The sequence below is a fragment of the Desulfovibrio piger genome, from assembly GCF_012843875.1.
GTDB lineage: Bacteria > Desulfobacterota > Desulfovibrionia > Desulfovibrionales > Desulfovibrionaceae > Desulfovibrio.
Genome location: NZ_JABAFY010000037.1, coordinates 1 through 23,492, shown reverse-complemented (window position 1 = coordinate 23,492; position 23,492 = coordinate 1). Strand labels below are relative to the sequence as shown.

Sequence of the window (23,492 nt, the reverse complement as noted above, 5' to 3'; positions counted from 1 at the left end):
TTAATCTTTGGTATTTACTCATGAAATTCGATTACACGATTTTTATGACTTTTTCTGGAATTATGAAATGACTTCTACTCATATATTATTCCTTAACTATTTTTTGAAGGAAAGATGGTGAAAATTTTTTTCAGTATTTTTCTTTTTCCTCGTTTTAACCAGGGGAAAAATACATATCTTATATCTTGTGTTGCCATAAGTAATATGGCGAAAATCTTTTTCATATTTGCTATCTCTGTAAGATAGTGAAAGCGGTAAAAGTTCATGAGAGCAACTTTTTTAGATTTTGTAAATATATGTGGTTTTTTCCCGCAAAAGTGAATTACAGCAGAAAAGTCTTTTGGACGTGGCGCTTGAGGAGAGATATATTTATTCAGAAATTCTTCAGAGCTATCTACAGGAATAACTTGGTAGTCTACACTTTTTACGCGCAGATAGCCTTTTTGAACAGAATGAAAAATCATGAGATTTAAAAATCCCATTTCACCTCCAAACTGAAATAATGCAGGATTTGTACTGGAATAAGTAAATTTTTCTTTTAGCTCATCCAAATTAAAAATATGTCTACGCGAAAAAAAAGTACCTGTACAAAAATAGCAATCACGAAATTTTTGCCATGAAAAATCTGGCCAAAGTTTTTCTACTTCTCTAGTATTGAAGAACCAAAAATTAATTTCTCTATCTGTATATCTCCTTTTATAGTCTGTAATCATGTCAAAAGTATTGTCGAAAAATTTTAAAATATCACCAATAACAAGAGTGTCTGCATCAAGATATAGAAAATATTCAAATGGAGACTCGTAAAAAGCAATCATTTTTGTGATTCCCCAACCAAAGCAGTTTTGTCTTAACCAGGGATTTTTTACGGTATTGCGGTCAATGACAGAAACATTTGTATCGTGCAATATATGTCCAAGTATTTCCGCTTCTCCATCAACAATAAAGCAAACTGGCATCGAAGAACCTAGGCTGCGACGTATGCTTAAAAAACATGCTTGAGCAAAGTGTTTGTCTGTTTTGCAAGTAGCAATGATAATGCCAAATTTTTTATTCATAAATACCTCGATATTATTTTTATGATTTTTAGGATATGTATACATAAATTATGCATAAAATATAATCCATGTTGTGAAAAAAAAAGATCTAAATAATCTTTTTTTGATAGTCTGTATCTATATTTATTGACTATCCATTTTTCACGATATTCGCACGAATAAAAAAATTTATTTTTTATATGTTTGATGAATAAACGTAATGCATTTTTGCGTTCTTCATATGGGCAGCGTTGTTCTATTTCTGCATGATATTGAGCAATATTTGAACTTAGCTGCCCTGTGCGGCGATGAAAGGCTGCCATCGGAAATGTAAATTGGATATATGGTTCATATTTTGCCATTCGTCGCCAAAGATCCCAGTCTCCCGCAAGTCGAAAACTACTATCGAGTCCCCCTGCGGTATCCCATAGCCATTTTTTCCAAAAAGTACCTTCTTGCTGAATAGTTCTCCAATGCAGGCCATCGCAGGCTCCGGTAGCAAGAAGCTCTTGTGGATAAGAGTAGTCTTGACGACCAAGGCAGGTCACGCCATTCTCCTCAATGATCAGTGGAATTCCTCCAAACCAATGAAAATGGGGGAACGCCTTTGCAGCACTGCAAAGTTTTGCTAATACTCCTGGGCATAAAGTATCATCTGCATTTAGCCATCCCATAAGAGCATTTTGAGGGATAGATAACGAATTAAATCCCTTATTTATAGCATCGTACATCCCGTTATCTTTTTCGGATGTAAATGTAAAGTAAATATGTTCATATTTTTTATCGTTAATTAATTGAGAATAATAATATAAAATGTCACTTGTGTTATCTGTGGATTTGCCATCTTGGATGTGATAGTGAATTATAAAGTCTCCAGCTTGTGAAATGATACTTTTTATAGTATTTTCAAGCGTTTTGGCTGCGTTGAAACATGGTGTAACTATATAGATATGAGGAATATTTTTCATGATGCACGATGTTTTTTGACGGTTTTTCTTACTTGTCTCAATAAATTAATACAACATCCTGGAATAAATATTATTGATTGAAAAATAAATCCTAATAAGATATTGTATAGTATGTATATTGTAGTGTTTTTTTTAAGCGGCTTAAATAAGGTGTAATTATTTTTTATAAAAAATGGAGTTTTAATGATCATAGGTATTTTAGATAGCGGCAGACAATTTTTTTTCAGACTGCGCGGCATATGTAGAACTTCTTCATATACTTTTTCATAACGATTGGTAAAGAGATCGAGATTGAAGCGTCGTGCGCCACTGGCAGCTGCTTCTTGCCCCATTTTTTTTCGCAAGTCCGCATTTTGGAGCAGTGTCACAGCGGCCTTTACTAATGCAGGGCCATCATGGGTAGGTACAAGAAGACCATCCAGACCATTTCGGACGATTTCGGGGACACCACCTGTAGCAAATCCCACAATAGGAGTTCCGCAGCACAGACTTTCGATACAGACCAGAGGATGATTATCTGCAAGTGTAGGATAGAGGAGCAAATCGAGTGCCGCATAGAGACGAGCCAATTGGACAGGCTCGTGCACATAGGGGATATGGTGAACCCAGTCCGTGTTCTGCAATTCCTCAGGTGCACTTTTAACGCCGATATTCAAGAAATGAAGGGATGGGAATGTTTTTTTCAGCTCCAATACCGTTTCTTGGACATATCTGCCCCCCTTCCAGGGATTAGCCAGCCCTCCATCCGCGCAGCCACCTACCAGCAGAGCACCCTGGGGAAGTCCAAGCAGGCGACGAGCCTCCTGCTGATCTTGAGAACGATAAACGGATGTGTCCGCGCCATTGGGGATACAGACCAAAGGCTGCTCCTTGAGCAGGCTTTTTTCTGTCAGGCGTTGCAGCCAAACAGAGGGTGTCACCAGGTACAGGGAACTGTGGGCATAGATGGTATGCTTGTCCTGCCAGAGTTGCCGTGTGGTATCACGCCATAAGCGGGGATACGCGGAGAGAGACGGGCAGCTTCCACAGCCAGTTTCGGGCAGCCAGCGCTTACAGTCTAAAGAATATGCACAATGTCCTGTCAGAGCCTGCATATCATGCAATGTCCAGACCGTGGGCTTAAGCGCGGAAAGCAAGGGGATTGACCATGGATTGAAGTATCCCCCATGTAGGTTATGGAAATGCAGGATGTCCGCTTGCTGAAAAAAAGGATTATTCAGTAAGCGATGGCTCTTCTGAATATGGTAGTCTTGCTGACCGCGCCACAAGCACCAGGAAAGCAATCCTCCGCGTGAGTGGGCTTGTAACCCATCATCATGCTGCTTTGAGCCGGCAAATCCTGTCAGGATATGTGTCGAGGCACCCCGCAAGTGCATCATATGATCAAGCCGCTGCATGACAGCGGCGGCTCCCCCCCCGGACGGAGTAGTATTGATGTACAGGATATTTTTCATTTTTTCTGTTAAGAAATCAGATTCTTTCCTGATAGCATACGAGTCAGCTTATTAATGGCGCGCACGGGAAGTGAGTGTTTTTGCCGACTGTAGCAGGCATGGTATGCCTTGTGAATGCGGAGGTCTACAGTAATATCATCCAAGAAACGGGGATGTTCCACGGCTAGAGAGATATCACTGTCCCAGTAAGTTGTAGCCGTCGTCGTATGAGTGCCGCTGCCCATACCGATGTTGAGGGCATAGGAGCGTACAGGATTTATGCCAAGCATATTTTTTTTGAAGCGAGCATAGTCGGCACGGATATCCCACGCATCAATCTTCCCCTCCATCTGGTCATCTAACATAGAACTGAGATCATCCCCACCCGCATTAAAGGCTTTTCTCAGCTGTGGCGAGTTTTTGAATGTTCGGTAATCCTTGACGGTCCAGTCGATATCCTGAAATCGATCGCGCCACGATGCCCAGCCCCAGCAGTTGAGTCGCGGGATGGCGTAGACATCGTAGGGATACTCTGCAGGCAAATTTCTGGCAATATGCGGTGGTGTCCAAGCGGCGATATTGAAGACCTTTTCGTTGTCCGCATAGCGAGCCAAACCTTCAGAAAGGAATCGTAGCGTATGCGGTGAGGTCACGATATCGTCTTCAATAACGATCAAGCGTTCATGCAGACGGAACATCTCCGTCAACCCATTAATAATCGAAGCCGCACACCCTATGTTCTGGGAATATTCGACAACTTCTAGAGCCGCAAATCCATTTGCGCGCTTGGCTAATTCGCGCACGGCACGTGTTTTTTGTTCTTCTAATTCATGCCTGGGACCATCACAAAAAATGGTTAAAGAAGCCTTATTGGCCAGTGTATTATGAGATAGCGCTGTCAGTGTCTTTTGAAAGAGGTCTGGACGATTAAAAGCAAAAAGTGCGATGGCCGTATTCATTTATTTTTCTCCTGAAGTAGTGAATCAAATAATTTTATATACTTCTCTATCCCAGTTTTCTTTAAAAAGTCACATGCGTGTCTACGGGAGTTTTCTGAAAATATTCGTAGTATATATTTATCACTTATTATTTGTATTGTTTTTTCTATTATTAAATCAATATCTAGTTGGGGAACAATGCATCCTGTTGCATTGTTAACTATAAGTTCCCTATTGCCTCCGCAATCGAAACATATAGAGGGAAGCCCGCAGTATTGAGCTTCAAATAAAGCCATGCTAAAGTTCTCTAGTAGTGCTGGAGAAATACATATAGAGCATGATTTCATGTAGGCTATGTTTTCATGATATTGAATAGAGCCCGGAGAATAAATATTTCTATCTAAGCCTGTTTCTTTGAATTCATATTGGAGAGGGGCTGAAATTTCTCCACTGATGTAAAAAAATATATTGTTATTGAATTTACAAAGTCTACGAACGATTTCAAATAGGTAACGTCCTCCCTTTATTGCGGTTCCCCCTGATGGGATATAGATAACTATAGATTCCTCATCATTGCATATATTGGGAATCTTTTTTTTAGGGATGCTGTCAATAATATTTGTATCAATAATATTGGGAATGACATGGATATCTTGCTTATATCCATGTGATTTTTTGGAGAAATCAGCCATATATTGTGATGGACAGATAATGCTATCGACAAAGCGGGCTGCATATTTTTCGATATTTACAGCTTGACGAATGTCAGCTTGTGATATCTCTCGATCAAACAAAAGAGGACTTGTAAAACGTGCAGGATTATGATGGCAAATTAGAACAGTTTTTTCATGTCTTATTTTTCTAATTGAAAGCCCTGGACATCCTCGATCAGGTATGACCAGGATGTCAGGATTAAATTTTTTAAGAGAAAATCTCGCCAATAAGGATCCCCACTGGCAAAGTAAAATATCTTGAACTTGATATTGCATTTTTTTAGGAGATAATATTCTAAAGTATATCTTGCATAGCAGTATTATAATTTTTTTTAAAATATATGGAACGCAAAATCTGTGAACGAATAGAAGATCTTCCGGGCAACTTTTCTTGCTATCTGCAATCGTAAAGAAAGCTACAGGATAACCTAGATTATGTAATACTAAACATAAGTTGTAGTGGGAAGAGTCCACCCCTCCACCACCAAGCGGAGGACATGATTGAGATATAATAGCTATTTTATATTTTTTTTTCATAATGTTCTCTTTCTGCTGAAGATAAAAATACAGCTATCTAGGTTGTAATTATTTTTTGTATTTTATTAAAAATTGCTTTTTTTATAATTTTAAAGCGTTGATTTGAAGATGGGAGGAGTAAATATAGTAAATATGAAATACTACAAGAACTAGAACGGCAGATATGTCTCCATCGTTGCCAGCATGTATCGTTGATTTCCTTTGTGTATACTTTAGTTTTTGATAACTTTCTAAGCCAGAGATAAGCAATTATAATTTCTTTTATTTTATTGAATTTTTTATATGTTGATATCTTATTGTGCAGTGATAGTTGGTCTGCGGTTGGGGATATTCCTAGTAATTTGAGTTGTTTCTCTCTAATAGAATTTGCACTTTTTTGTTGTGTTTGTTCATAAATAGGGCTTTTTTCGTTATATGTCATTCTATAATATAGGAGTGGCTTATTTATATTCGAGAAGATGATAGTTTTGTCCTGGCTTAATCTGTGCCATAGATCATAATCTTCTGCGTATAAAAAGTTGTCCTCATATTTGTTGTGATTCAAAATGGTTGTTTTTCTATATATTACAGTTGGGTGTAATATTGGAGAATTAAAAAGCATTACTGCTCTTATTTCAGTATTGAACTCTGGAACAGACCATATCTCATCTGTTCCTAAAATTTGGACAGCTGTTCCACAAATAGCCACTTCTGGATGTTTTTTCATGAATTCATACTGGAGCTCAAGCCGCAAAGGAAAGGCAACATCATCTGAATCCATGCGTGCAATCAGTGGTGCAGAGGCTAGCTCTAATCCCTTATTTAAGGTCGCGACGATCTTTAAGTTTGATTTATTTGAAAATACTTTGATTCTTTTATCCCGTTCGGCATATTTTTTCAAAATTGAAAGGCTCTGATCCGTAGATGCATCATTGATAGCAATGATTTCAAAATTATAAAACGTCTGCCTCAGAAGTGAATCTAGGCAGTCAGATAAATACCTTTCAGCATTATAGACGGGAAGTAAGACAGAAATCTCTGGATAATTTATTATATTCTTCATAGAATAACCCAATTTGTGCAGTATATATCTTGATATTCTTCCATGTTTTTCTGTGAAAACCACTTAGAGGGAGCTATTGTTAGTCCATTCTGCTTACCTAGCCATGCGCCCCACCACGAAAATGTTGAATTTGCTATAATATGATGTTTGCATAATGCCATTAGGTGCATTTCATGATATGGATATTCTGGAAGACTAAGATTGACAATATTTTTTGGCTCTTGACTAGCTGAGAGGATTTTCTCTGAGCAGTTTTAGCACCAGAAGGTAAATGTCCTCTTGTCTATGATTAAACCGAAACTCACATTCTTTCAAATGGAGATAAAACGTTTGTTTTTGAAGGCCTCTAAAACGAACCAACCGGTTTTTTGCATAGATCCAAAAACTTTCTATCCCATTGATATGTGAGTGCTTATTGGAAAATTCATTGTGCGAATGCTGGACGCGGAAGTGTTTTTGGTATCCCAAATCGACGAGCCCGTCATAACCTCGCCAACCATCGGAATGAATGACGCTTTCAAGGTCTACACGTCCACGTATGATGCCCTGGAGAGTGGCTCTGGAGCAATCAGGAACGATCTCCGTATAGACGTTATCATTGCGTTTGAACAGGCCGAAAACAATGGTTTTTCCGCGTGCTCCACGGCCTCTGATGCCCCTGACCCGGCGAGCGCCGAAGTAGCTTTCATTAACCTCGACTTCCCCTTTGACGGGAGACTCCGCCTCGCAATAACGGGCAATTCTTTCCCGGAAAGCCGTCACATACCGGTTGACGGTGTTTCGGTTAACACCGGACAATTCCGCAATCTGTGAAGCTGTCAAATCAACGGAAAAAAGCTTCACAAGTTGCCGAATTTTTGCCTCGGAAATTCTTGAACGATATGCGTACTTGTTTTTCATTGCCATGACTACCTGGATAACATTTTTAGGATATCTCAGCTAGTCAAGAGCCATTGTATATAGTTAGCTATTTACGTACATCGCAAGAATAGATTTGGCTGTTCCTTTTTTATATACAACACCTTTTTCTATCCAATATAGCTGGTCACAACTTTTTACAGTCGTTAGCCTGTGTGCAATAATAACTATAGTCATATGTTTACGCAGCCTTTCAATAGTTTGCTGAATCACTTGTTCAGTAGTACAATCAAGAGCCGAGGTAGCTTCATCAAAAATTAAAAGTTTTGGATGCATATACAGGGCACGAGCGATGGACACGCGCTGTAGTTGACCGCCAGAAAGACGCACACCGCGCTCTCCGATGATGGTGTCGAGGCCGTCTTCCAGGTCATCCACAAAATCCATGGCCGCCATGCGACAGCATTCTTCCACGCGCCGGCGGTCGACCTCCTGGCCCCACTGGCTGAAGGCAATGTTCTCAGCCAAGCTGCCATTAAGCAGGAAGGGACTTTGTGGCACATAGCCGATACCACGCATCCAGCCCGCGCGCAGGCTGTTGTCCAGCTCCTGCCCGTCCACCAGTATCCTGCCGCTGCTGGGCGTGTACAGGCCGGTCAGCAAACTGACGACGGTGCTCTTGCCCGCGCCTGAGGGGCCGATAAGGCCGATCAGGCTGCCCTTAGGGATGCGCAGGCTGATGTCTTGCAGGGCATCCTTGTGCCCTGCGCCGGTATTGGGATAGCGAAAGCTGACATGCTCGAAACGTATCCCCTCTCTCAATGGACAAGAGCGCTCCCCTGTGGTCGCCTGGGGCAGCGCTTCCACTTCGTGCACTTTCTTAAGAACTGGTTCTACCATGGGGAGCATTTGCTGCATCTGTAATAGGCCCTGTACCACCCGATTCATGACCGGTAGAAGACGCCAAGCCACAGCGGCCAACAAAGCCAGAGTGGCGCTTACATGGGCCAACGTGGCGTTCTGCCAGCGCAGTAGCAGCACGGTGCCCAGCAAGAGACAGATGCCAACGAACTCCAGCATCCACGAAGGCAAAGGAGGGAAGACTGGCAATACGCTCTGACCTTGCATATAGCGCCGCTCAGCAGCGACGTATTGCTTGATGAAGTTTTCTTGCTGCTGGCAAATGAGGATGTCTCGTATGCCGTTAAGACCTGTATGGATAAGCTTCATGGAAGTTTGTTGGGCATCGGTACACTGTTGGCTATATTTGCGAACCCAGAGACGGCTGCAGCGGAAAATACCCGCAGCTGCCAATCCAGCGATGCTGACCACAAGCAACCCGGCCAAAGGGGACATCCAACAGATAGCCACCAGTAGGGTAGCTACCACAAGTAGTTGGGACAAAGTCTGCAGACTCTGGAAAAGAAAAATCCCTACGGAACTTCTCCAACTAAGAGTGGTCATCAAGTCGCTGATCTTCTGACCTGTATGCCAGAGATAAGGCGCACGCATGAATCCTTGAAACAGACGTATCCCCAGATGCATGCTCACTATTTGACTGTAATGACTTTGGCGCCAGGTAAGTAGAGCCAGCATCACTGTCTTGATCAAGGTAGTGCCACAAAGAAGGAAAAGCAATAAAGCGAGCAATAGCCGTGGATCTTCTTGAGCTGGCCGTAACGTGGGTAACCAGTCCACCACCTGCTGCGTGAAGGGATGCTGTACAATGCTCTGTGGCGAGGCCAGAACCACGCCCAGCAGCGAGACTGCCCCAGCCAGGGCGAATTCCGTCAGGGCCACGACGAACGTCAACCCCATCACCACCCAGAAGCTGCGCTGCAGGGCTGCCGGCAAGATGTGATAGATACGTTGAAAGGCCTCTATGAGCTGAGCTTTCAGCATGGTGCTCTCTTTTTACAGGTGGTGGGTGCAGAAATCCGCATATGCCGCCTTCAGCCCGTCTTCCAGGTCGATACGCGGGTGCCAGCCCATGGCGAACAGACGACCGGAATCCATGAGCTTGCGTGGCGTGCCATCAGGCTTGGAAGGATCGGTGAGGATCTGACCTTCATAACCCACCACACGTGCCACCAGGCGGGCGATGTCCATGATGGTCATCTCCTGCTGGCTGCCCACGTTCACATGCTCAAAATCAGAATAGTTTTCCAGAAGGAAGACACAGGCATCGGCCATGTCATCAGCATGCAGGAATTCCCGCAGGGGGGTGCCCGTGCCCCAGATGCTCACCTGGGAAAGTCCTTGAGTCTTGGCCTCATGGAAACGGCGGATCATGGCCGGGATCACATGGCTGTTTTCCGGGTGATAATTGTCACCTGTGCCGTAGAGGTTCGTAGGCATGGCGCTGATGGCGTCAAAGCCGTATTGCTTGCGGTAGGCCTGGCACATCTTGATGCCCGAGATCTTGGCCAGGGCATAGGCATCATTGGTAGGCTCCAGGGCACCGGTGAGCAAGTACTCCTCTTTGATGGGCTGCGGACAGAGCTTGGGATAGATACAGGACGACCCCAAAAAGAGGAATTTTTTTACGCCGTTCTGCCAGGCGCTATGGATGACGTTGTTCTGGATCTGGAGATTCTCATAGATGAACTGGGCAGGATAGGTGGCATTGGCGTGGATACCGCCTACCTTGGCAGCAGCCAGGATGACATAATCCGGCTGCTCGGCCGCAAAGAAGTCGCGTACTGCCTGCTGTTCAGTAAGATCAAGTTCCGCATGGCTGCGAACGCACAGGTTTTCATAGCCCGCGCGGCGCAGAGCCCGGCAGATGGCACTGCCCACCAGACCACGATGCCCGGCCACAAAGAATTTACCGTCTTTCTGCAACATGATGTCCTCGATACGGCGCGGGGCGGCCATACTGGCGCATGCCGCCCCTGAAAATATATGACGCGGCGTGGCGCGCTATTCCTCGTGTTTGAAGCTGGTAAAACCGGCGTCCTCCACCACAGCATCACGCAGGGCCAGCTCCAGATCATGGCGGGCCATTTCCTGTACCATCTCCTCAAAGGTGGTACGCGGTGCCCAGCCCAGCTTGGCCTGGGCTTTGGCCGGATCGCCCAGCAGGGTCTCCACTTCGGTGGGACGGAAATAGCGCGGATCCACACGTACGATGGTGTCCCCTTCCTTGACACGGATCGTCAGTGCTTTGCCCCGGGCGGCCAGCGCGGCCTTGTCCGCGTCAACAGCCACCACGGTAGCGGTTTCATTCACGCCTTCTCCCTTCCACTCCAGGCTCAGGCCCAGTTCGGCAGCCGCAGCATTGACGAAATCCCGCACAGAGAACTGACGGCCCGTGGCGATGACGAAATCATCGGGCTGTTCCTGCTGCAGCATGAGCCACTGCATTTCCACATAGTCGCGGGCATGGCCCCAGTCACGCTTGGCGTTCATGTTGCCCAGATAGAGGCAGGAGGACAGGCCCAGCAGGATGCGCGCCAGAGCACGGGTGATCTTGCGGGTCACGAAGGTCTCGCCGCGCACCGGGGACTCGTGGTTGAAGAGGATGCCGTTGCAGGCATACATGCCGTAGGCTTCGCGGTAATTGACCGTGATCCAGTAGGAGTAGAGCTTGGCGCAGGCATAGGGCGACCGGGGATAGAAAGGGGTCTTCTCCGTCTGCGGGATCTCCTGCACCTTGCCGAACAGTTCCGAAGTGGAGGCCTGATAGAAGCGGGTCTTTTTTTCCAGACCCAGCATGCGGATGGCCTCCAGCAGGCGCAGGGTGCCCAGAGCGTCCACATTGGCCGTGTACTCGGGCGACTCGAAGGAGACCTGCACATGGCTCTGGGCTGCCAGGTTGTAGACTTCGTCCGGCTGCACTTCCTGCATGATGCGGATCAGGTTGCCGGCGTCAGAAAGATCTCCGTAGTGCAGAACGAACTTGCGGCCTTTCTGGTGCGGCCCCTGGTAAAGATGGTCGATACGGTCCGTATTGAACAGGGAAGAACGGCGCTTGATGCCGTGGACTTCGTAGCCCTTGTTCAGAAGGAATTCCGCCAGATAGGCGCCGTCCTGACCGGTGATGCCGGTGATGAGTGCTTTTTTCATATCGTCATACACAGTTTTTGATATTTCTTCGATATTGACCATACCGCAACACAGCGAACACATGTATTCATAGCCGTGATGGGTCAGGGACAGTGCCTGGGGTGTGCTTGGCAATTCGATGTCGCCGTATAATGCCCGGCACCGACATCGCGAATCTACCCTATTTTTCCCAAAAGTCAAAAAGATAGCCGGTATCCTTTCCGTCGGGCATGAATCTGTCCTGACATCGTTCAGGATGCTGCCGTTACTACGACGGCTACTACGATGGTCGACGCAGGCCACCGAGAGGGCACAGGCCTCCACGCGGACACCGTCATAAGGACCGTTGGGATGGCAGGCCTCCGCATGGCCGGGCATACGGTCACCGGAAAAAGCGCTTTGATCGTGACGACTGGGACGATTAAAACAAACAAAAAACAGCCCGTTCACATAGGATACATGTGAACGGGCTGTTTTTTGTTCGCTGGAATATTGGCTGGTTGGGTGATTACCAGATGCTGTTGTGGATGTAGAGCAATTGATTCTTGATCTTTTCCACAGAGGCATTCACTTCGGTGCGCACACGGTTGATGGTCATGCTTTCACCAGAAGAGAGCAGATTGATCGGCTTTGCCTTCGCCGAAGAAATACGACCTGTGCCGAGAAAGTCATCGAGCAGCAGATGGTTCGTCGGGTCATCCGTCGTGAACTGTGTTATGTTTTGCCGGATGATGTCGAGTATCTTCTCAACGTAGATTTTCGTCTGCTGGTTGGGCTTGTTTCTGGCGCCGGAAACTGTCGACCAGCCGCAGTGTGTCAACTTCTCTTTTCCCCCTGAAGGGGGAGGTCTCAAACCACAAAGGAATTTTTGATGAAAAGGCCGGGATCGGACGTCGCCATTTCGCGGCGCAGCGGATCGTCAAGGCTTACATATCCTTGAACTCCGGACGACTCCATCATCTGCCGAAGCAGCGTTGTCTTTCCGACCTGTCTCGCTCCAGTGACCAGGACAACAGGAAAAAATCCTGATGCTGTAGACACGATTTTTTCAAGGCTTCTCGTCAGATACATACCGACTCCGTCAAATCCATATTTTGATTATGGATCTGACGGTATTCTGGAAATAACCTGGTGTCCAGTCCTCCAACCAGGTCAAGCCTCATCAAACACGCCTTTCTCCGCCAGGTAGTCGACAGCTTCCCTCGCCCGTTCCGCCTGCTTGATGAGCGCACGGTGCATGTAGATGGCCCGACCCAGCTTTTCCAGTATCTCGCGGTCGGTCACTTCGTGCTCTGTGATCCCGTACATCGCTGCCTCCTGACGACCTAGCTGATCATTCTGAGGACACTGCCCCAGGGGACGGAATTGTCGCTCGCCATGCTTTTTTCCGTATCAGCAAGCAGTTTCAATGTTTGCAGATCGACGCGACCGAAGCGGGCGAAGCCCTGAAGGATTTCACGCACGGCATTTTTGTCCAGGGACACCGTGGGAGCGAAATGGACGATGGTCGCGTACCACTCCATGAGCTGCGCCTTGTCGATGTCGCGCAGCAGAGGATCATTCAGGTGCAGGTCTTCGAGCAGGGATTTGCGTCGGATATCGTTCTTGATATTGTTGATGACTTTGCCAAGCACGACACCGCCCGTAACGACGGCCCCGGCGACGGAAAGGCCGGTAAGATTGGTGCGGTAATTGACAGGTCCCTTATTGGTATCAAAGTTCGGCATGGGGCTGCTCCAATTATGCGTACATATACGGGTTGCTGGGATTGATGTTGTTCAGATGCCTGTCCAGATCAGCCTGAATCCGGCCGGCACCATACATGGCCGGAATACCAAGGTACGCGGCGCGTACCGGGTATTTCCGTATGGCATCCCCTGCGCGTTCCACGCCTCGGGCCCCGGCGCGGGCAAAACGTCCTGTGTCTTTGCCGACGGCTTTGGCACCGTGGTACAACGCCTTCACGGGAATGTTCGACGTCCGAAGAAATTTGCCGACACCGCGCAGCATCCTGGCACTCAGCACGTCGGCCAACCAGGCATCCTTCTCCATGTGGCCGCAGGATTCCACAAAGGCTCTGCCGGTCTTGGTGATCACTTGGTACCTTCCTTTGCCTCTTTCCATCTGTCTCGCAGCGACTGCTCCAGGTGCCTGATCTCTCCGGAAAGTTTGACGATGCGGCTCATGCCATCGCAAATGCCCTCCATGACCTTCATATGGGGCGTCGTATCGTCCACATAGTCCTGATGCGTATCGGCAGCTGTCTTTTGGATCTCGTCTCCAGGGATGTGGAGATAGGTAGCCAGGCCTTCAAGCACCGGCATGGCGACATCCCCGTAAGCGGCAAGGCTGTCGGCGGCGAATTTGCCGAAATCCGGTCCATTCCAGACATGGAACTCGGAAGCAAGGAAGTCGATGCCGTCCTGTACAGTGAGTTCCATCGCCATCTTTTCCTGCCTGCTCTCCGCAAGGCATTTTTCAAGGGAGAAGATGTCCGCCATGCTGACGCCCGGCTTTGTTTCGCCGGCCGAGGCCGTCTTTTCCCGCCCGCTGTGAAAACAGGCGGCGAAGTCGAATCGCGGCGCCTCACGCTGTGGCAGCCCGGTGTACACAGCAAACAAGGCATCGCTACGCCCGGACTCCGCTGTTTTTTCCTGCCCGGCCGGCATATCACCGTTCCCGGGCTCGTCGCCCGCGTGCGTCCTGCGCAGAACGTCCTCAAGTTCAGCCAGTTTGAAAGAGCCTTTTTTATCCTCCGCCGTCTTGAGGAAGTACAGCGATGCGGCCGTATTCGTTTTTTCGGTAAGGCGTGTGACTTCTTCAGGGGTGAACTCGCGGTCGACGGCCACTTTGGCGATGCCGTCCGTCAGTGCGACGTCATTCCTGAAGAAGTCATCAACGATCCCGTCGGCAAGAGCCTGAAAATCTGTTGTCGTGGTCGGCATGATAAGCATCAGAATATGTCCCCCAATGAGGGTGTCGGTACGGAATCTTCAGATCGCGTTTTGGTCAGGAAAGCCGTGAGGTCATGGCCGGCGCTCGGGTCATCATCCCCCGAACGCCTCAACGCTTCGTATGCCTTGAGCATGAGTTCCGCGTGCTTCACCGCATTGCGTGTTATCTCGGTTTTTATCCCGTTGTAGTTCATGGCCATCGCCTTGTAGGCCGTAGCCATGAACATCCTTTCCACAAGAGCCTTCTGGGCCGCTGTTTTGGGAACAAGGTTCGCGTAGGTGAACAGGACGAATTCGTACCCAAGGCTCACAGCCCTGCTTTTCAGCTCCCTGCCGAAGTCGTCATCGTAGTTGGCCAGATACTCGATCTTGTCCAGATTCGTAAGGAACGCGCCTGTGTCGAAGAAGAGTTCCCTGTACCAGGCGGTCGCCTGCCTCGGCACGGCCAGGGCGCTTTCCACGATCTCCGCCGGGCATCCGCTCAGGATGAGGGCTTCGAGGATCTCGCGCTGCGTGTCGCTTTGCCGGATGGAGAGGACGATACATGCTGTATTGTCCAGCTCGGGGTCGTCTTCCGACTTGCAGGCGTACCAGAAGCGCATGGCCGGAGTATAGGCATCCCCCGGTGCGCGGCCGGCGGCCACATCCGCTTCGACGCCCAGGGCGACGTGCGCCAGTCTGGCTGTGCAATCCGATATCCGCATGTTCCGTTAGCCACTCCAGACCACCTACGCCATGTTGACGTACTGCTTGAGCGCGGTGACGAGGTCGCCGATGGTGATGAAGATCTTGCGGCACGAACTCAGCAGCGTGGTGTATTTTTCCGTGCCGAAGAACTCCTGCAGCTCCTTCTTCTGATAGGACAGCAGAAGGACGATGCGTCCGATCCTGTCCTGGGCCGAGATGAAATCAGGCAGGTAGTCGACCAGCAGGATCTTGATGTCCGGGTTCTGGGCGAAGGTGGCCAGGATGCCCGTATCCATCAGTTCCGGGTCCTGGATCTCGGCTATCTGTTCCATGACGGACGGATCGAAGGCAGGGCGGTCGTAACCTTGTACCGGCATTTCCATGACACCCTGATCGGGAAGCTGTATGGGCATCTGCTGCGGCATTGGCTGCGGGAAGCCCTGCATTGGCTGCCCTGCCTCGAACGCCGTCTTGCGCAGCACGAGACTTTGCCCGGAATCCAGAACCTTGCGTGCCTGACCGGCGTCCATGCCGTACGTTTCATGCAGCCAGGCCGCGGCATCCACACGCCCGGCAAAGGAAGCGGTTTTCTCCGTCGAGCGGTCGGTGATGTCGATGCCGGCGCCGTTGTCGGAGACGACGACCCTGCTTCCCGTACGGATGAACAGGTCTTTCAGCGTCTCCGGAGAAGCGAGAAACGGCGAACCGTGCTCCAGTTCCGAGGACGACAGGAAGAAGCGGCTCTCCGCCGGTACGGCCAGCATGTTGTCCCGCATGATCCAGCCGTGCCGGATGCGTGGCGTGATGCGGATCTCGAAATGGTTGCCCGAGCTCACGACGATATCGTCACCGATAGTCTGGATGCTGATGGAGCCCTTTTTCGCGAAGAAACAAGGTTCCAGATCGAGGAAGGTGAAGCCGTTGCGGGCCGGGACGATGGCATGCGGATGGAACCAGTCGCTTTCCCCAAGCTTGCCGATCTCCCTGCCCAGACGGTCTTTCCCGAAGACGTAGCCGAATTTGTCCAGGAATTCCGTACAGACGGCGTTGCACATGTCGTGCAGCAGGACCTTTCGGGGTGGCTCAAGCGCGACGTACCCGTCAGCAAGCAGGATGTCCGGACCGCAGACGAGGCACGGTTTGCATTCAAGGCCCCGCCCGTTGATGCCGACAGCTCCCGCACGCATCACCGGCCAGTATTTTACCTGTCGGTTGGCATGGGAGATGCATCGTGCGTCGAGGGGGATATTGCCGTCACCGAAGGTATGGCGGCTGTAGACCGTCAGGTTGAGTTCCGTTTCGATATGCTGCCCTGTCACGCCGGAAAATGGTACGACGGCAACCGGGGATTCTTCCGCGGTCTTGGTGATGAAGCCATTGGCCAGCAGGTCGGCACGTTCCCGGGCGTCCAGCTTCTCGGCCACCGCCGGGGCGAGAGCGTCCAGCCGCAGGAAGGACGGGAGACAGGCTTCCTTGACATGGGGCGTTTCAACGGACTTCGCCAGTTTGTGGGCCAGTTCCTCCACAGGGTAGAAGGAAGCGATCTTGCCGAGGACGTCCGGACGCTCCTTTTCCAGCCAGCTGGCAAGCACTTCCTTGTACCTGTCCGGAAGGGACGCCGCGCCGGCCCGTTCCGACGCCATGATGACATTCGACGAGACCGGCGGACGGATCATGTTGTGGAAGATGGCTTTGGTATCCTCCACGCGCGGGCTTTTCGTCAGGACCTTTGCATCCGAAATGGCGTTGGCGGACAGGATCTCGCGCACATTGTCCTTTGTCAGCGGGAAGAACTGGTCCGCCGCCTTGTCATAGGCCATTTCGCAGGAGGTGATGGATCCGCCCGCCATGACGCACGGGATATAGGCGACGTCGGCACCAGATTCCACGATGAACACACCGAAGGCCGTGCTCGTGTCCATTTCCGAGGCCAGAGTCTTGAAGGTGATGACCCGGTCGGCGATGCTTGGGTATTTCGCCCGCAAGGCATTGAACGCCTGGTTTCCGAACTCCCTGACGAACGTGTCTTCCGCGGTCTGGGAAGGGGCTTGCTGCGCGGTCTGGGCCATGTAGGCATCGACGTTTGGTGAAACGGCCATTGTGTGGATCCTGCTGGTGTTCCTGCTTGATTGTTAGTTCTGGTAGTACGGATCGATCATTGGGCGCTGTTCGAGACGGGGAAGGGCGCGGACCTGAGGGATCTGTGCCTCGTAAGCCTTGTTCCCGAGCCATGCGCCGCCGAGAAGGCCGAGTCCTGCCCCTGACACAACAGCAGGATTTTTTTGAGCGTAGCCAACCAACCTTCCAAGTTGCCTGGAAAAATAATTTTTGGCCGTGTTACTTCCCCGCGAAAAAAGAGGAGTGGAAACGAAGCCTGCCTCTTTGGGCATAGGGTGTGCCAGGTGGTACATCGAGACGCAGTTTTCCATATATCGCCATCCATGCAGCAAGCTGGCCACACCACGTGATGTGGCCAGCCAGTGAGCTAGTTGCCTTCTTTGCTCTTGCCGGAGTACTTGTCGTACAGGGACTTGCCGAGAGCCGCACCACCGGCAAGTCCGGCGGCTACCGCACCACCTTTTGCGATGCGCTTCCACGGGATCTTTCCCTTACCACCGACAACTTCGGCATCAAAAACTTTCTTCTTGGGCAAGTTTTCGGAAGCATCCTTTTCCAGCAGGGAAGATGCGGCTTCGACAAAAGACTTTTCATCGATCTGCCCGGCGACCTTCATTTGCAGGAGCTCACCAAGGGCAGCCTTCTTGGCGATATCATCTGTTTCCTGAGTGTCTTCAGACGCTGTCTTCGGCAGACCACTCATGCCTTCTTTTGCGTTATCCACGCCGTATTTGTTCACCATGAGTTGTGTACCGACCGTAGTCCCAATGGAAGCTTTCTTTTCCTGCTTCTCATTTTGAGGTTCGGCAAGAAGCGCTTCCGTCAGGCTTGCGACCTTCTGGAGATCGTAGTCTTCATCGCCAATACCCTGACAGACGGCATCCACAAGGGCATCGAATGCTTCCTGACCGGCTACTTTGACCAGGCCAAGATCGACAAAAGCGGCCATTGCACCGCGAACTTCGGAGTCACGAACCAGTTCAGCGAGTTTATCCATAAAACAAATCCTTTACCCTTCAGGGTATGTAGTGTTTTGACTTTGCCAAATAAGGGGTGTGCCGATGATCGACTACCTGCCATATTTCCCGGCATGCAGCCAATGACAGATTTGAGATACACAGGCCATATTTATAATTTGTCAGCCGCGATTCCTGCGCATGATATCTCTTGCGTTGCCCTGGCTGTACCTGTCTGTCATGAGTTTCATGCCAAGCATCCCGCCAATCGGAGTACCAATCAGTGCCCCGATCAAAGGCCGGCCTTTTAATACTTTTCCTGCCGCATAACCAGCTGTTCCCCCAAGAACCTGCCCAACACCGGAGCCTATCGCGCCACGTATGGAATTTCTGATAGCAAGGGATGCATCATCCGAAAGACCATAATGTTTGATCAAAGCGGCTTTTTCTTCATCTGAAAGACCAGCAGCCCGATTTGCACCGACCATTACGCCAATGTTTGCTGTCTTTTCCGTCAGTGAAGACTGTTTCTGAAGACAACGGCCTTTATTATCCATGCTTTGACAGGTACCATCGACGAGTGCACATAATTTTTCCCTGTGCGCACACTTCACAAGGCCAAGGGCGACGAAGTCTTTGAGAGTACCTTCGCCTTCTGCCGAACGGACAAATTCTGCCAATTTACTGATTGCCATAGTTATACTCACCGATGGTTGGTGGTTGACGTTTCCAGATCGGAGCTATCGTACCGAGTACCGACCCCCCTGCAGATCCTCCGATCATAGATCCCACAACGGGTGACAGGAAGCGTAGTGCCGGAGTCACGTAAGGGAGCTTTGGCAGCCTGTTCACCAGCTTGTCGGCGGCGCGCCATCCGGCCAGCCCTCCTGCGGACTCGCCGACTGCCTCACCGACGGACGATGTTCCCGAAGCGATGTTCGTCGCCGGGATACCTACGTTGAACAGCGGCATGGAAAACCTGTTGAGGGCCGAGAGAGCCTTTGAGCCGAACCCCGGCGTACCGGGTGCGTTCGCTGCGCCGGCCAGTTTCAAAAGCCCGGAACCTGTTTTCGTAATAGGCATGTGCCATCCACCTGTGTTGCGAAAGTCGAAAAAATATTGGCCGTCGGGCGACAGGCCATTCAGCATTCAAACCGTCAGGCTACCGGCTTGTGGCCGCGTACCAGCTTTTCAGGGACGCCTTGTCTGCATCGTGCTGTTCGATGATGGCCTGCAGATCAACGATATACTCAAGCAGGTCCGCCACGGTGTTACCGTACAGAGGCGGTATCCCGCTTTCCTGCAGGAACACTTCCGGCGGGCTTGTCACCGCCGGCCGGGGAACAACGTTTGCCGTTGAGCAGGCGGAGAACGTCATCAGGCACGACAACAGCACCAAAATCAGTGTTCGCCTTGCTTGACGACAGGATTTTGCAAAGGTCCTTCCTCGCGTTGGCATAGCTTTCGATAATGTGCTCATTGCGCTCCTTCCAGGCCGTGAATTCTTTTTCCGTCGCTTCCAGAAGTGTCGCCTGCTGTTTCAGAGCGTGTTCGATGGCGGTGTTTTCCTGACGAAGCACGGCGACGTTCTCATTAAGGTCGGCATACAGCCATGCCATCAGGGCGAAGGCCGCGAACGGCGCGTATTTCAGGATGGCCGACAGCATATCATCGCTCTGCGGCCAGCTGCTTGAGGTGCGCGTTTTCTTGTGCGAGGCGTGTGACCTGTTGCTCCAGCCAGGCGAGATGAGCTTCCAGGGAGACCAGACGGTTGTCCGTGCGGTTCATGTGCCAGTTGAAGTATGTGTGCGGGGGCTGCTCGATGGCCCAGCCATTGGCCACGCGGGCGAGTGAAGGTTCCTTGATGTCGGCGTGGAGGGCCTTGGCGGCCCAGGTCGGGTAGGGGGACTGATACTCGGCGATGAATTCGTCTTTGGTGATCGGCATGATGTTCCTTCGCTGTCGAATGAGGGACGTGCGGTCGTGAAATATGCCGAAATATTGGGAGGGCAGGGGGGAGCGGTTCAGGTAGAGGATGTTCAGGCACAGAGCCGTTCCCGAAGAAGAAAACGGGAGTTTCTCTGGATAAAAGCTAAGCAATTAGTTACAATAATTGATATTTTATGTGGCTTGACATCTTTGGTGATAAAGGACTTAATATGAGTTAATCATGCTAGTACCTCTGTTGACTGCAAAAGCGCCATCAAGTACCGACCGGTATCTTCCGCCGAAAAACGAATCAGCTCCCTGTCAAAGTGCTTGAGTATGTACGCTGGCATGGAATGTCTCTGTGTTCAGCAGGCTATTTTAAAGTAGTCCAGAATTTTTTTGAATCTGTCCTGGGCTGTCAGACACGTATCGATCAAATATCCGGGCATATCGTCCCACTCACTCAGACCACGGTAGTAATACAGTTTCAGATCATCACCGACAATGAACGGTGTGATCCCGCAGCGCAGACATTCCTTGAACATGATGAGTCTTCCGACGCGGCCATTCCCGTCCTGAAATGGATGGATGCGCTCGAAGGCAACATGAAAGGCGAGGATGTCTTCCAGGGATTTGTTTGCTGAACGGCCGTATCGTTTTATGAGCGTGGCCATTTCTTGCCTGACCTTTTCAGGTGCGGTCGTCATGCGACCACCGACCTCATTCGGTATTTTTTTGTAGTCATCTACAGAAAACCAGTCCTTTTTGCTGATACTTGTCCCTGATTTAAGTATTTTGTGGAGAAGTTTTATACTCTTCTGATTCAGAGATGACAGTGCATTATCTATAATAAAATCAAAGCACCTAAAGTGATTCACTGTCTCGATAATATCATCTACATTCACAGCTGAGTCAGCTATTCCAATCGTATTTGTCTCAAAAATATATCTTGTCTGCTCGTGTGTGAGCATGCTTCCTTCGATTCTGTTTGAATTGTACGCCAAATCTATTTGAACGCGGTTGTAGATACCGCCGGAAATATGCATCGATTTCTCTAGCAAGAGACGGGGATAGAGTCTTTGTGGTGACATCATGGCGTTGCCTGGTCAATAAATTCATAAGAGTCACGCATCAGATTTATCTCTGCGGATTTGGCCCCGACTTTAACGGCCTCATCACGCCAGAAGGATACCGCTTTTCGTATCCGTTTGACGCATTCTTTGGCGGCGTCTGTCTTTAGCCTGAAAAATTCCGCTACATCAATAGCTGCCTGCAGGTCGAATGAGGCCTCATCGTCGATTATCGCAGTGTGCAAAAAAGCTGCTTTCTCCGACGGATGTGCTATTTCGAGGTCATACGCCGGTGACAGCGTCCAACCACCGGCCATGCGCAGGAAGCCGTGATTTCTCAGGTGGTCGTCGACGTTGTAGACACACATGTTGAACACCATTCGTGACCACAGCTGCCGCAAATCATCATCGGCGGCACAGCCGGTCGCCTGCAACTCAATGGCTATATCCACATAGCTTTTGTGGTCACCGTCTTTCGCCTGCATGAGGCTCATGGCTGACATGAAGGGGATCCGTCCTGACGGAGTGCGATCAAAACGCTGAACAAGGAGCACACTCTTGTCACCAACTCGCTGCAAACGCACCTGAGGTATCGACAGTCCGGCGCGTTCCGCAACTTTAAAGGTCACATACTCCCACAGAGGTACATCACGATCGTCGTTGCTGCTCGGGAACTTGGCGATCAGCAGTTCATCACCGTCAATGACCGAGGCTTTCGGACGGGCGCCGCCAAGCGAGGATCCGGGGGCCACAAGGAGGCGGATATCGTCCTCCGTGTCTTCGCGGATTTCAACACCAACTGAGGCATTGAGCAATTTCGGCAATGTTGTGAGTGGAGGGATGTGGTTGCGGTCACCGGAAGAAAGAAATGTCCTGCCCTCGTCCGCCGAGAGGCGGATGGCGCCCTGTCTGGCGACGTCGGACACAAGAAGAAGAAAATCCGAATCCAGCAGTGTTCTCGGCTTGCGCCGCTCCTCCCTGGCTTGCCTGTTTTCCTGCCTGCGCAGGAGCCCCCTGCCCCACCTGTCCGGGGAGCAATCCTGAAAGCACAAAAATAATCCGTCACAGGATCTGGTCGATGTATCCAGCGGCAAATCCGGGCTCAGGGAAAACGCCGCGGGGTCCCGGGCCCATTCAAGATCATAGAGGAAGGTCGACGCAATTCGCCCCCTGATATTGTTCAGCCAGAGCGTCCCCACAGATCGCGGTTCGCCGCTCTGGAGAAAAACTGAATATCTACCGTCCATAATCGCTGTTCCTGAACACTGTTGTCTGGATATCAATCCTTCAGGCGTGGGATCCTGGCTCGCTTTGGGAGCCTCTCCAGATCGAGAAGCCTGCCAAGAGTATCATTTTTCAGGTCAAGGACTTCCTCAAACGGCGTTCCCATACCAAGTGCAAAAATGGCCGCGGCCACGTTGCCGATGCTGACACCGGTATCACCGTTTTCGATATTACCGAGTGTCTTGACCGAGATTCCGGCTCGCTCGGCCACCAGTGACATGGGCAGCCGCCTGCGCAGCCGCGCATCCTTGAAATCCCTGCCCAATTTTTTGATGGCCCGTGATATGCGTGGATTTTTCATCATAGTTAAGTGGAAGTATAATTACTTTTAATACTGGTTAACAGGAAAGACAGTTCCGGTCAAACCACGCATTCCGGCAGAATGAAAAGGGCCGGACGCATACGCATCCGGCCCCGGTAGCAAGGTCTGTCAGCAGTGTCCGCGAGCAGGCCCGGAAACCTACATGCCTGTATCCTCGATCTTCACGCGAACGTGGTCAAAATACAGCGTATGGCCATCGGCGTCCTCAATTTCGACCTTCACATTGTAGGCCTTCGCCTCGATGGTCTGGCCACCAATGAAAATCTTAAGACGACCAAGTTGAGACTCTGAGCGGTCAAAAGCATCCGCTTCAGTTTCGCTGTCGATGACAATATTCCCGATCTTTACACGAATGGCAGTCGCCGTTGAGAAATCGTACTCCTTGCCGTCTTCCTTCAGGACCACCTCGATAGGATTGTCCTTCTGCACATACGCCGTCTGGATATGGTCAAGCCGTTCTGTTATACCTACTCAAATCTATTCATAACTGGACAAATAGATTCAATGCTAACTTCCTGCTTCATTGAGGCCGGTTTCACTTTCTCCGAAAAGAAAGCCAGAGCCTTCCTCTCCACAGGCTTACACCGTGGAACTCACGGCAT

At 49.9% G+C, this 23,492-nt stretch carries 29 protein-coding genes; all 29 read right to left on the bottom strand.

What is annotated here, in order from left to right:
* Window positions 1-92: 92 nt before the first annotated feature.
* The 29 genes from HF854_RS09405 to HF854_RS09265 all read right to left on the bottom strand — a co-directional run bounded on the left by HF854_RS09405 (window position 93) and on the right by HF854_RS09265 (window position 23,319).
* A complete protein-coding gene (locus HF854_RS09405) occupies window positions 93-1,055 on the bottom strand; it encodes a hypothetical protein (RefSeq protein ID WP_168936048.1) in 963 nt (320 codons plus the stop codon).
* Window positions 1,052-2,002, bottom strand: a complete 951-nt coding sequence (locus HF854_RS09400; protein WP_168936047.1) for a glycosyltransferase — start codon at window positions 2,000-2,002, stop codon at window positions 1,052-1,054. Before HF854_RS09400 ends, HF854_RS09405 begins: the two co-directional genes overlap by 4 nt.
* Window positions 1,999-3,456: a glycosyltransferase gene (locus tag HF854_RS09395; RefSeq protein ID WP_168936046.1), complete on the bottom strand. Its 1,458-nt coding sequence runs from the start codon at window positions 3,454-3,456 to the stop codon at window positions 1,999-2,001. Before HF854_RS09395 ends, HF854_RS09400 begins: the two co-directional genes overlap by 4 nt.
* An 8-nt stretch (window positions 3,457-3,464) precedes the next feature.
* Window positions 3,465-4,394 carry a hypothetical protein gene (locus tag HF854_RS09390; RefSeq protein ID WP_168936045.1) on the bottom strand — a complete coding sequence of 310 codons (930 nt, stop codon included), beginning with the start codon at window positions 4,392-4,394 and terminating at the stop codon, window positions 3,465-3,467.
* Entirely contained in the window at window positions 4,391-5,623 is a 1,233-nt protein-coding gene (locus HF854_RS09385; protein WP_168936044.1) for a glycosyltransferase family 4 protein, read from the bottom strand. The genes HF854_RS09390 and HF854_RS09385 overlap by 4 nt, the downstream gene beginning before the upstream one ends.
* A gap of 37 nt (window positions 5,624-5,660) precedes the next feature.
* Window positions 5,661-6,665, bottom strand: coding sequence for a glycosyltransferase family 2 protein (locus HF854_RS09380; RefSeq protein ID WP_168936043.1), 1,005 nt, complete (start codon window positions 6,663-6,665; stop codon window positions 5,661-5,663).
* Complete coding sequence (locus tag HF854_RS09375; RefSeq protein WP_346765651.1) at window positions 6,662-6,874, bottom strand: alpha-1,2-fucosyltransferase; 213 nt, start codon at window positions 6,872-6,874, stop codon at window positions 6,662-6,664. Before HF854_RS09375 ends, HF854_RS09380 begins: the two co-directional genes overlap by 4 nt.
* A 16-nt stretch (window positions 6,875-6,890) precedes the next feature.
* Window positions 6,891-7,571 carry an IS1595 family transposase gene (locus tag HF854_RS09370; RefSeq protein WP_168936041.1) on the bottom strand — a complete coding sequence of 227 codons (681 nt, stop codon included), beginning with the start codon at window positions 7,569-7,571 and terminating at the stop codon, window positions 6,891-6,893.
* A 57-nt stretch (window positions 7,572-7,628) separates the two neighbouring features.
* A complete protein-coding gene (locus HF854_RS09365; protein WP_168936040.1) occupies window positions 7,629-9,425 on the bottom strand; it encodes an ABC transporter ATP-binding protein in 1,797 nt (598 codons plus the stop codon).
* 12 nt (window positions 9,426-9,437) lie between these two features.
* Complete coding sequence (gene fcl / locus HF854_RS09360; protein ID WP_168936039.1) at window positions 9,438-10,370, bottom strand: GDP-L-fucose synthase; 933 nt, start codon at window positions 10,368-10,370, stop codon at window positions 9,438-9,440.
* Between the two features lie 75 nt (window positions 10,371-10,445).
* Window positions 10,446-11,591: a GDP-mannose 4,6-dehydratase gene (gmd, locus tag HF854_RS09355; protein ID WP_168936050.1), complete on the bottom strand. Its 1,146-nt coding sequence runs from the start codon at window positions 11,589-11,591 to the stop codon at window positions 10,446-10,448.
* 828 nt (window positions 11,592-12,419) lie between these two features.
* Window positions 12,420-12,641: an AAA family ATPase gene (locus HF854_RS09345; RefSeq protein ID WP_168936038.1), complete on the bottom strand. Its 222-nt coding sequence runs from the start codon at window positions 12,639-12,641 to the stop codon at window positions 12,420-12,422.
* Window positions 12,642-12,722: 81 nt separating this feature from the next.
* Window positions 12,723-12,878: a hypothetical protein gene (locus HF854_RS09340; RefSeq protein WP_168936037.1), complete on the bottom strand. Its 156-nt coding sequence runs from the start codon at window positions 12,876-12,878 to the stop codon at window positions 12,723-12,725.
* A gap of 17 nt (window positions 12,879-12,895) precedes the next feature.
* Window positions 12,896-13,297, bottom strand: coding sequence for a hypothetical protein (locus HF854_RS09335; RefSeq protein WP_168936036.1), 402 nt, complete (start codon window positions 13,295-13,297; stop codon window positions 12,896-12,898).
* A 13-nt stretch (window positions 13,298-13,310) separates the two neighbouring features.
* Window positions 13,311-13,667, bottom strand: coding sequence for a hypothetical protein (locus HF854_RS09330; RefSeq protein ID WP_168936035.1), 357 nt, complete (start codon window positions 13,665-13,667; stop codon window positions 13,311-13,313).
* Window positions 13,664-14,515: a hypothetical protein gene (locus HF854_RS09325; protein WP_168936034.1), complete on the bottom strand. Its 852-nt coding sequence runs from the start codon at window positions 14,513-14,515 to the stop codon at window positions 13,664-13,666. The genes HF854_RS09330 and HF854_RS09325 overlap by 4 nt, the downstream gene beginning before the upstream one ends.
* A gap of 8 nt (window positions 14,516-14,523) precedes the next feature.
* Complete coding sequence (locus HF854_RS09320) at window positions 14,524-15,228, bottom strand: hypothetical protein (RefSeq protein WP_168936033.1); 705 nt, start codon at window positions 15,226-15,228, stop codon at window positions 14,524-14,526.
* A gap of 24 nt (window positions 15,229-15,252) precedes the next feature.
* Window positions 15,253-17,310, bottom strand: coding sequence for a hypothetical protein (locus tag HF854_RS09315; protein ID WP_168936032.1), 2,058 nt, complete (start codon window positions 17,308-17,310; stop codon window positions 15,253-15,255).
* Window positions 17,311-17,343: 33 nt separating this feature from the next.
* Window positions 17,344-17,640: a hypothetical protein gene (locus tag HF854_RS09310; RefSeq protein WP_168936031.1), complete on the bottom strand. Its 297-nt coding sequence runs from the start codon at window positions 17,638-17,640 to the stop codon at window positions 17,344-17,346.
* Between the two features lie 56 nt (window positions 17,641-17,696).
* On the bottom strand, window positions 17,697-18,326 hold the full coding sequence (locus HF854_RS09305; RefSeq protein WP_168936030.1) for a hypothetical protein: 630 nt from the start codon (window positions 18,324-18,326) through the stop codon (window positions 17,697-17,699).
* A 141-nt stretch (window positions 18,327-18,467) separates the two neighbouring features.
* A complete protein-coding gene (locus HF854_RS09300; RefSeq protein WP_168936029.1) occupies window positions 18,468-18,980 on the bottom strand; it encodes a hypothetical protein in 513 nt (170 codons plus the stop codon).
* Window positions 18,967-19,368 carry a hypothetical protein gene (locus HF854_RS09295; RefSeq protein ID WP_168936028.1) on the bottom strand — a complete coding sequence of 134 codons (402 nt, stop codon included), beginning with the start codon at window positions 19,366-19,368 and terminating at the stop codon, window positions 18,967-18,969. Before HF854_RS09295 ends, HF854_RS09300 begins: the two co-directional genes overlap by 14 nt.
* Before the next feature lie 79 nt (window positions 19,369-19,447).
* Window positions 19,448-19,615: an Rz1-like lysis system protein LysC gene (locus HF854_RS12930; protein ID WP_430392469.1), complete on the bottom strand. Its 168-nt coding sequence runs from the start codon at window positions 19,613-19,615 to the stop codon at window positions 19,448-19,450.
* Window positions 19,557-19,952, bottom strand: a complete 396-nt coding sequence (locus HF854_RS09290) for a hypothetical protein (RefSeq protein WP_168936027.1) — start codon at window positions 19,950-19,952, stop codon at window positions 19,557-19,559. Before HF854_RS09290 ends, HF854_RS12930 begins: the two co-directional genes overlap by 59 nt.
* Before the next feature lies 1 nt (window position 19,953).
* Window positions 19,954-20,232 carry a hypothetical protein gene (locus HF854_RS09285; protein ID WP_168936026.1) on the bottom strand — a complete coding sequence of 93 codons (279 nt, stop codon included), beginning with the start codon at window positions 20,230-20,232 and terminating at the stop codon, window positions 19,954-19,956.
* 347 nt (window positions 20,233-20,579) lie between these two features.
* A complete protein-coding gene (locus tag HF854_RS09280; protein ID WP_205906086.1) occupies window positions 20,580-21,308 on the bottom strand; it encodes a Fic family protein in 729 nt (242 codons plus the stop codon).
* On the bottom strand, window positions 21,305-22,531 hold the full coding sequence (locus HF854_RS09275; protein WP_168936025.1) for a type II toxin-antitoxin system HipA family toxin: 1,227 nt from the start codon (window positions 22,529-22,531) through the stop codon (window positions 21,305-21,307). Before HF854_RS09275 ends, HF854_RS09280 begins: the two co-directional genes overlap by 4 nt.
* A gap of 32 nt (window positions 22,532-22,563) precedes the next feature.
* Window positions 22,564-22,869, bottom strand: a complete 306-nt coding sequence (locus HF854_RS09270) for a helix-turn-helix domain-containing protein (protein ID WP_277347622.1) — start codon at window positions 22,867-22,869, stop codon at window positions 22,564-22,566.
* Window positions 22,870-23,028: 159 nt separating this feature from the next.
* The gene (locus HF854_RS09265; RefSeq protein ID WP_168936023.1) at window positions 23,029-23,319 is read right to left on the bottom strand and encodes a hypothetical protein; all 291 of its coding nucleotides are present in this window, start codon (window positions 23,317-23,319) and stop codon (window positions 23,029-23,031) included.
* Window positions 23,320-23,492 lie beyond the last annotated feature (173 nt).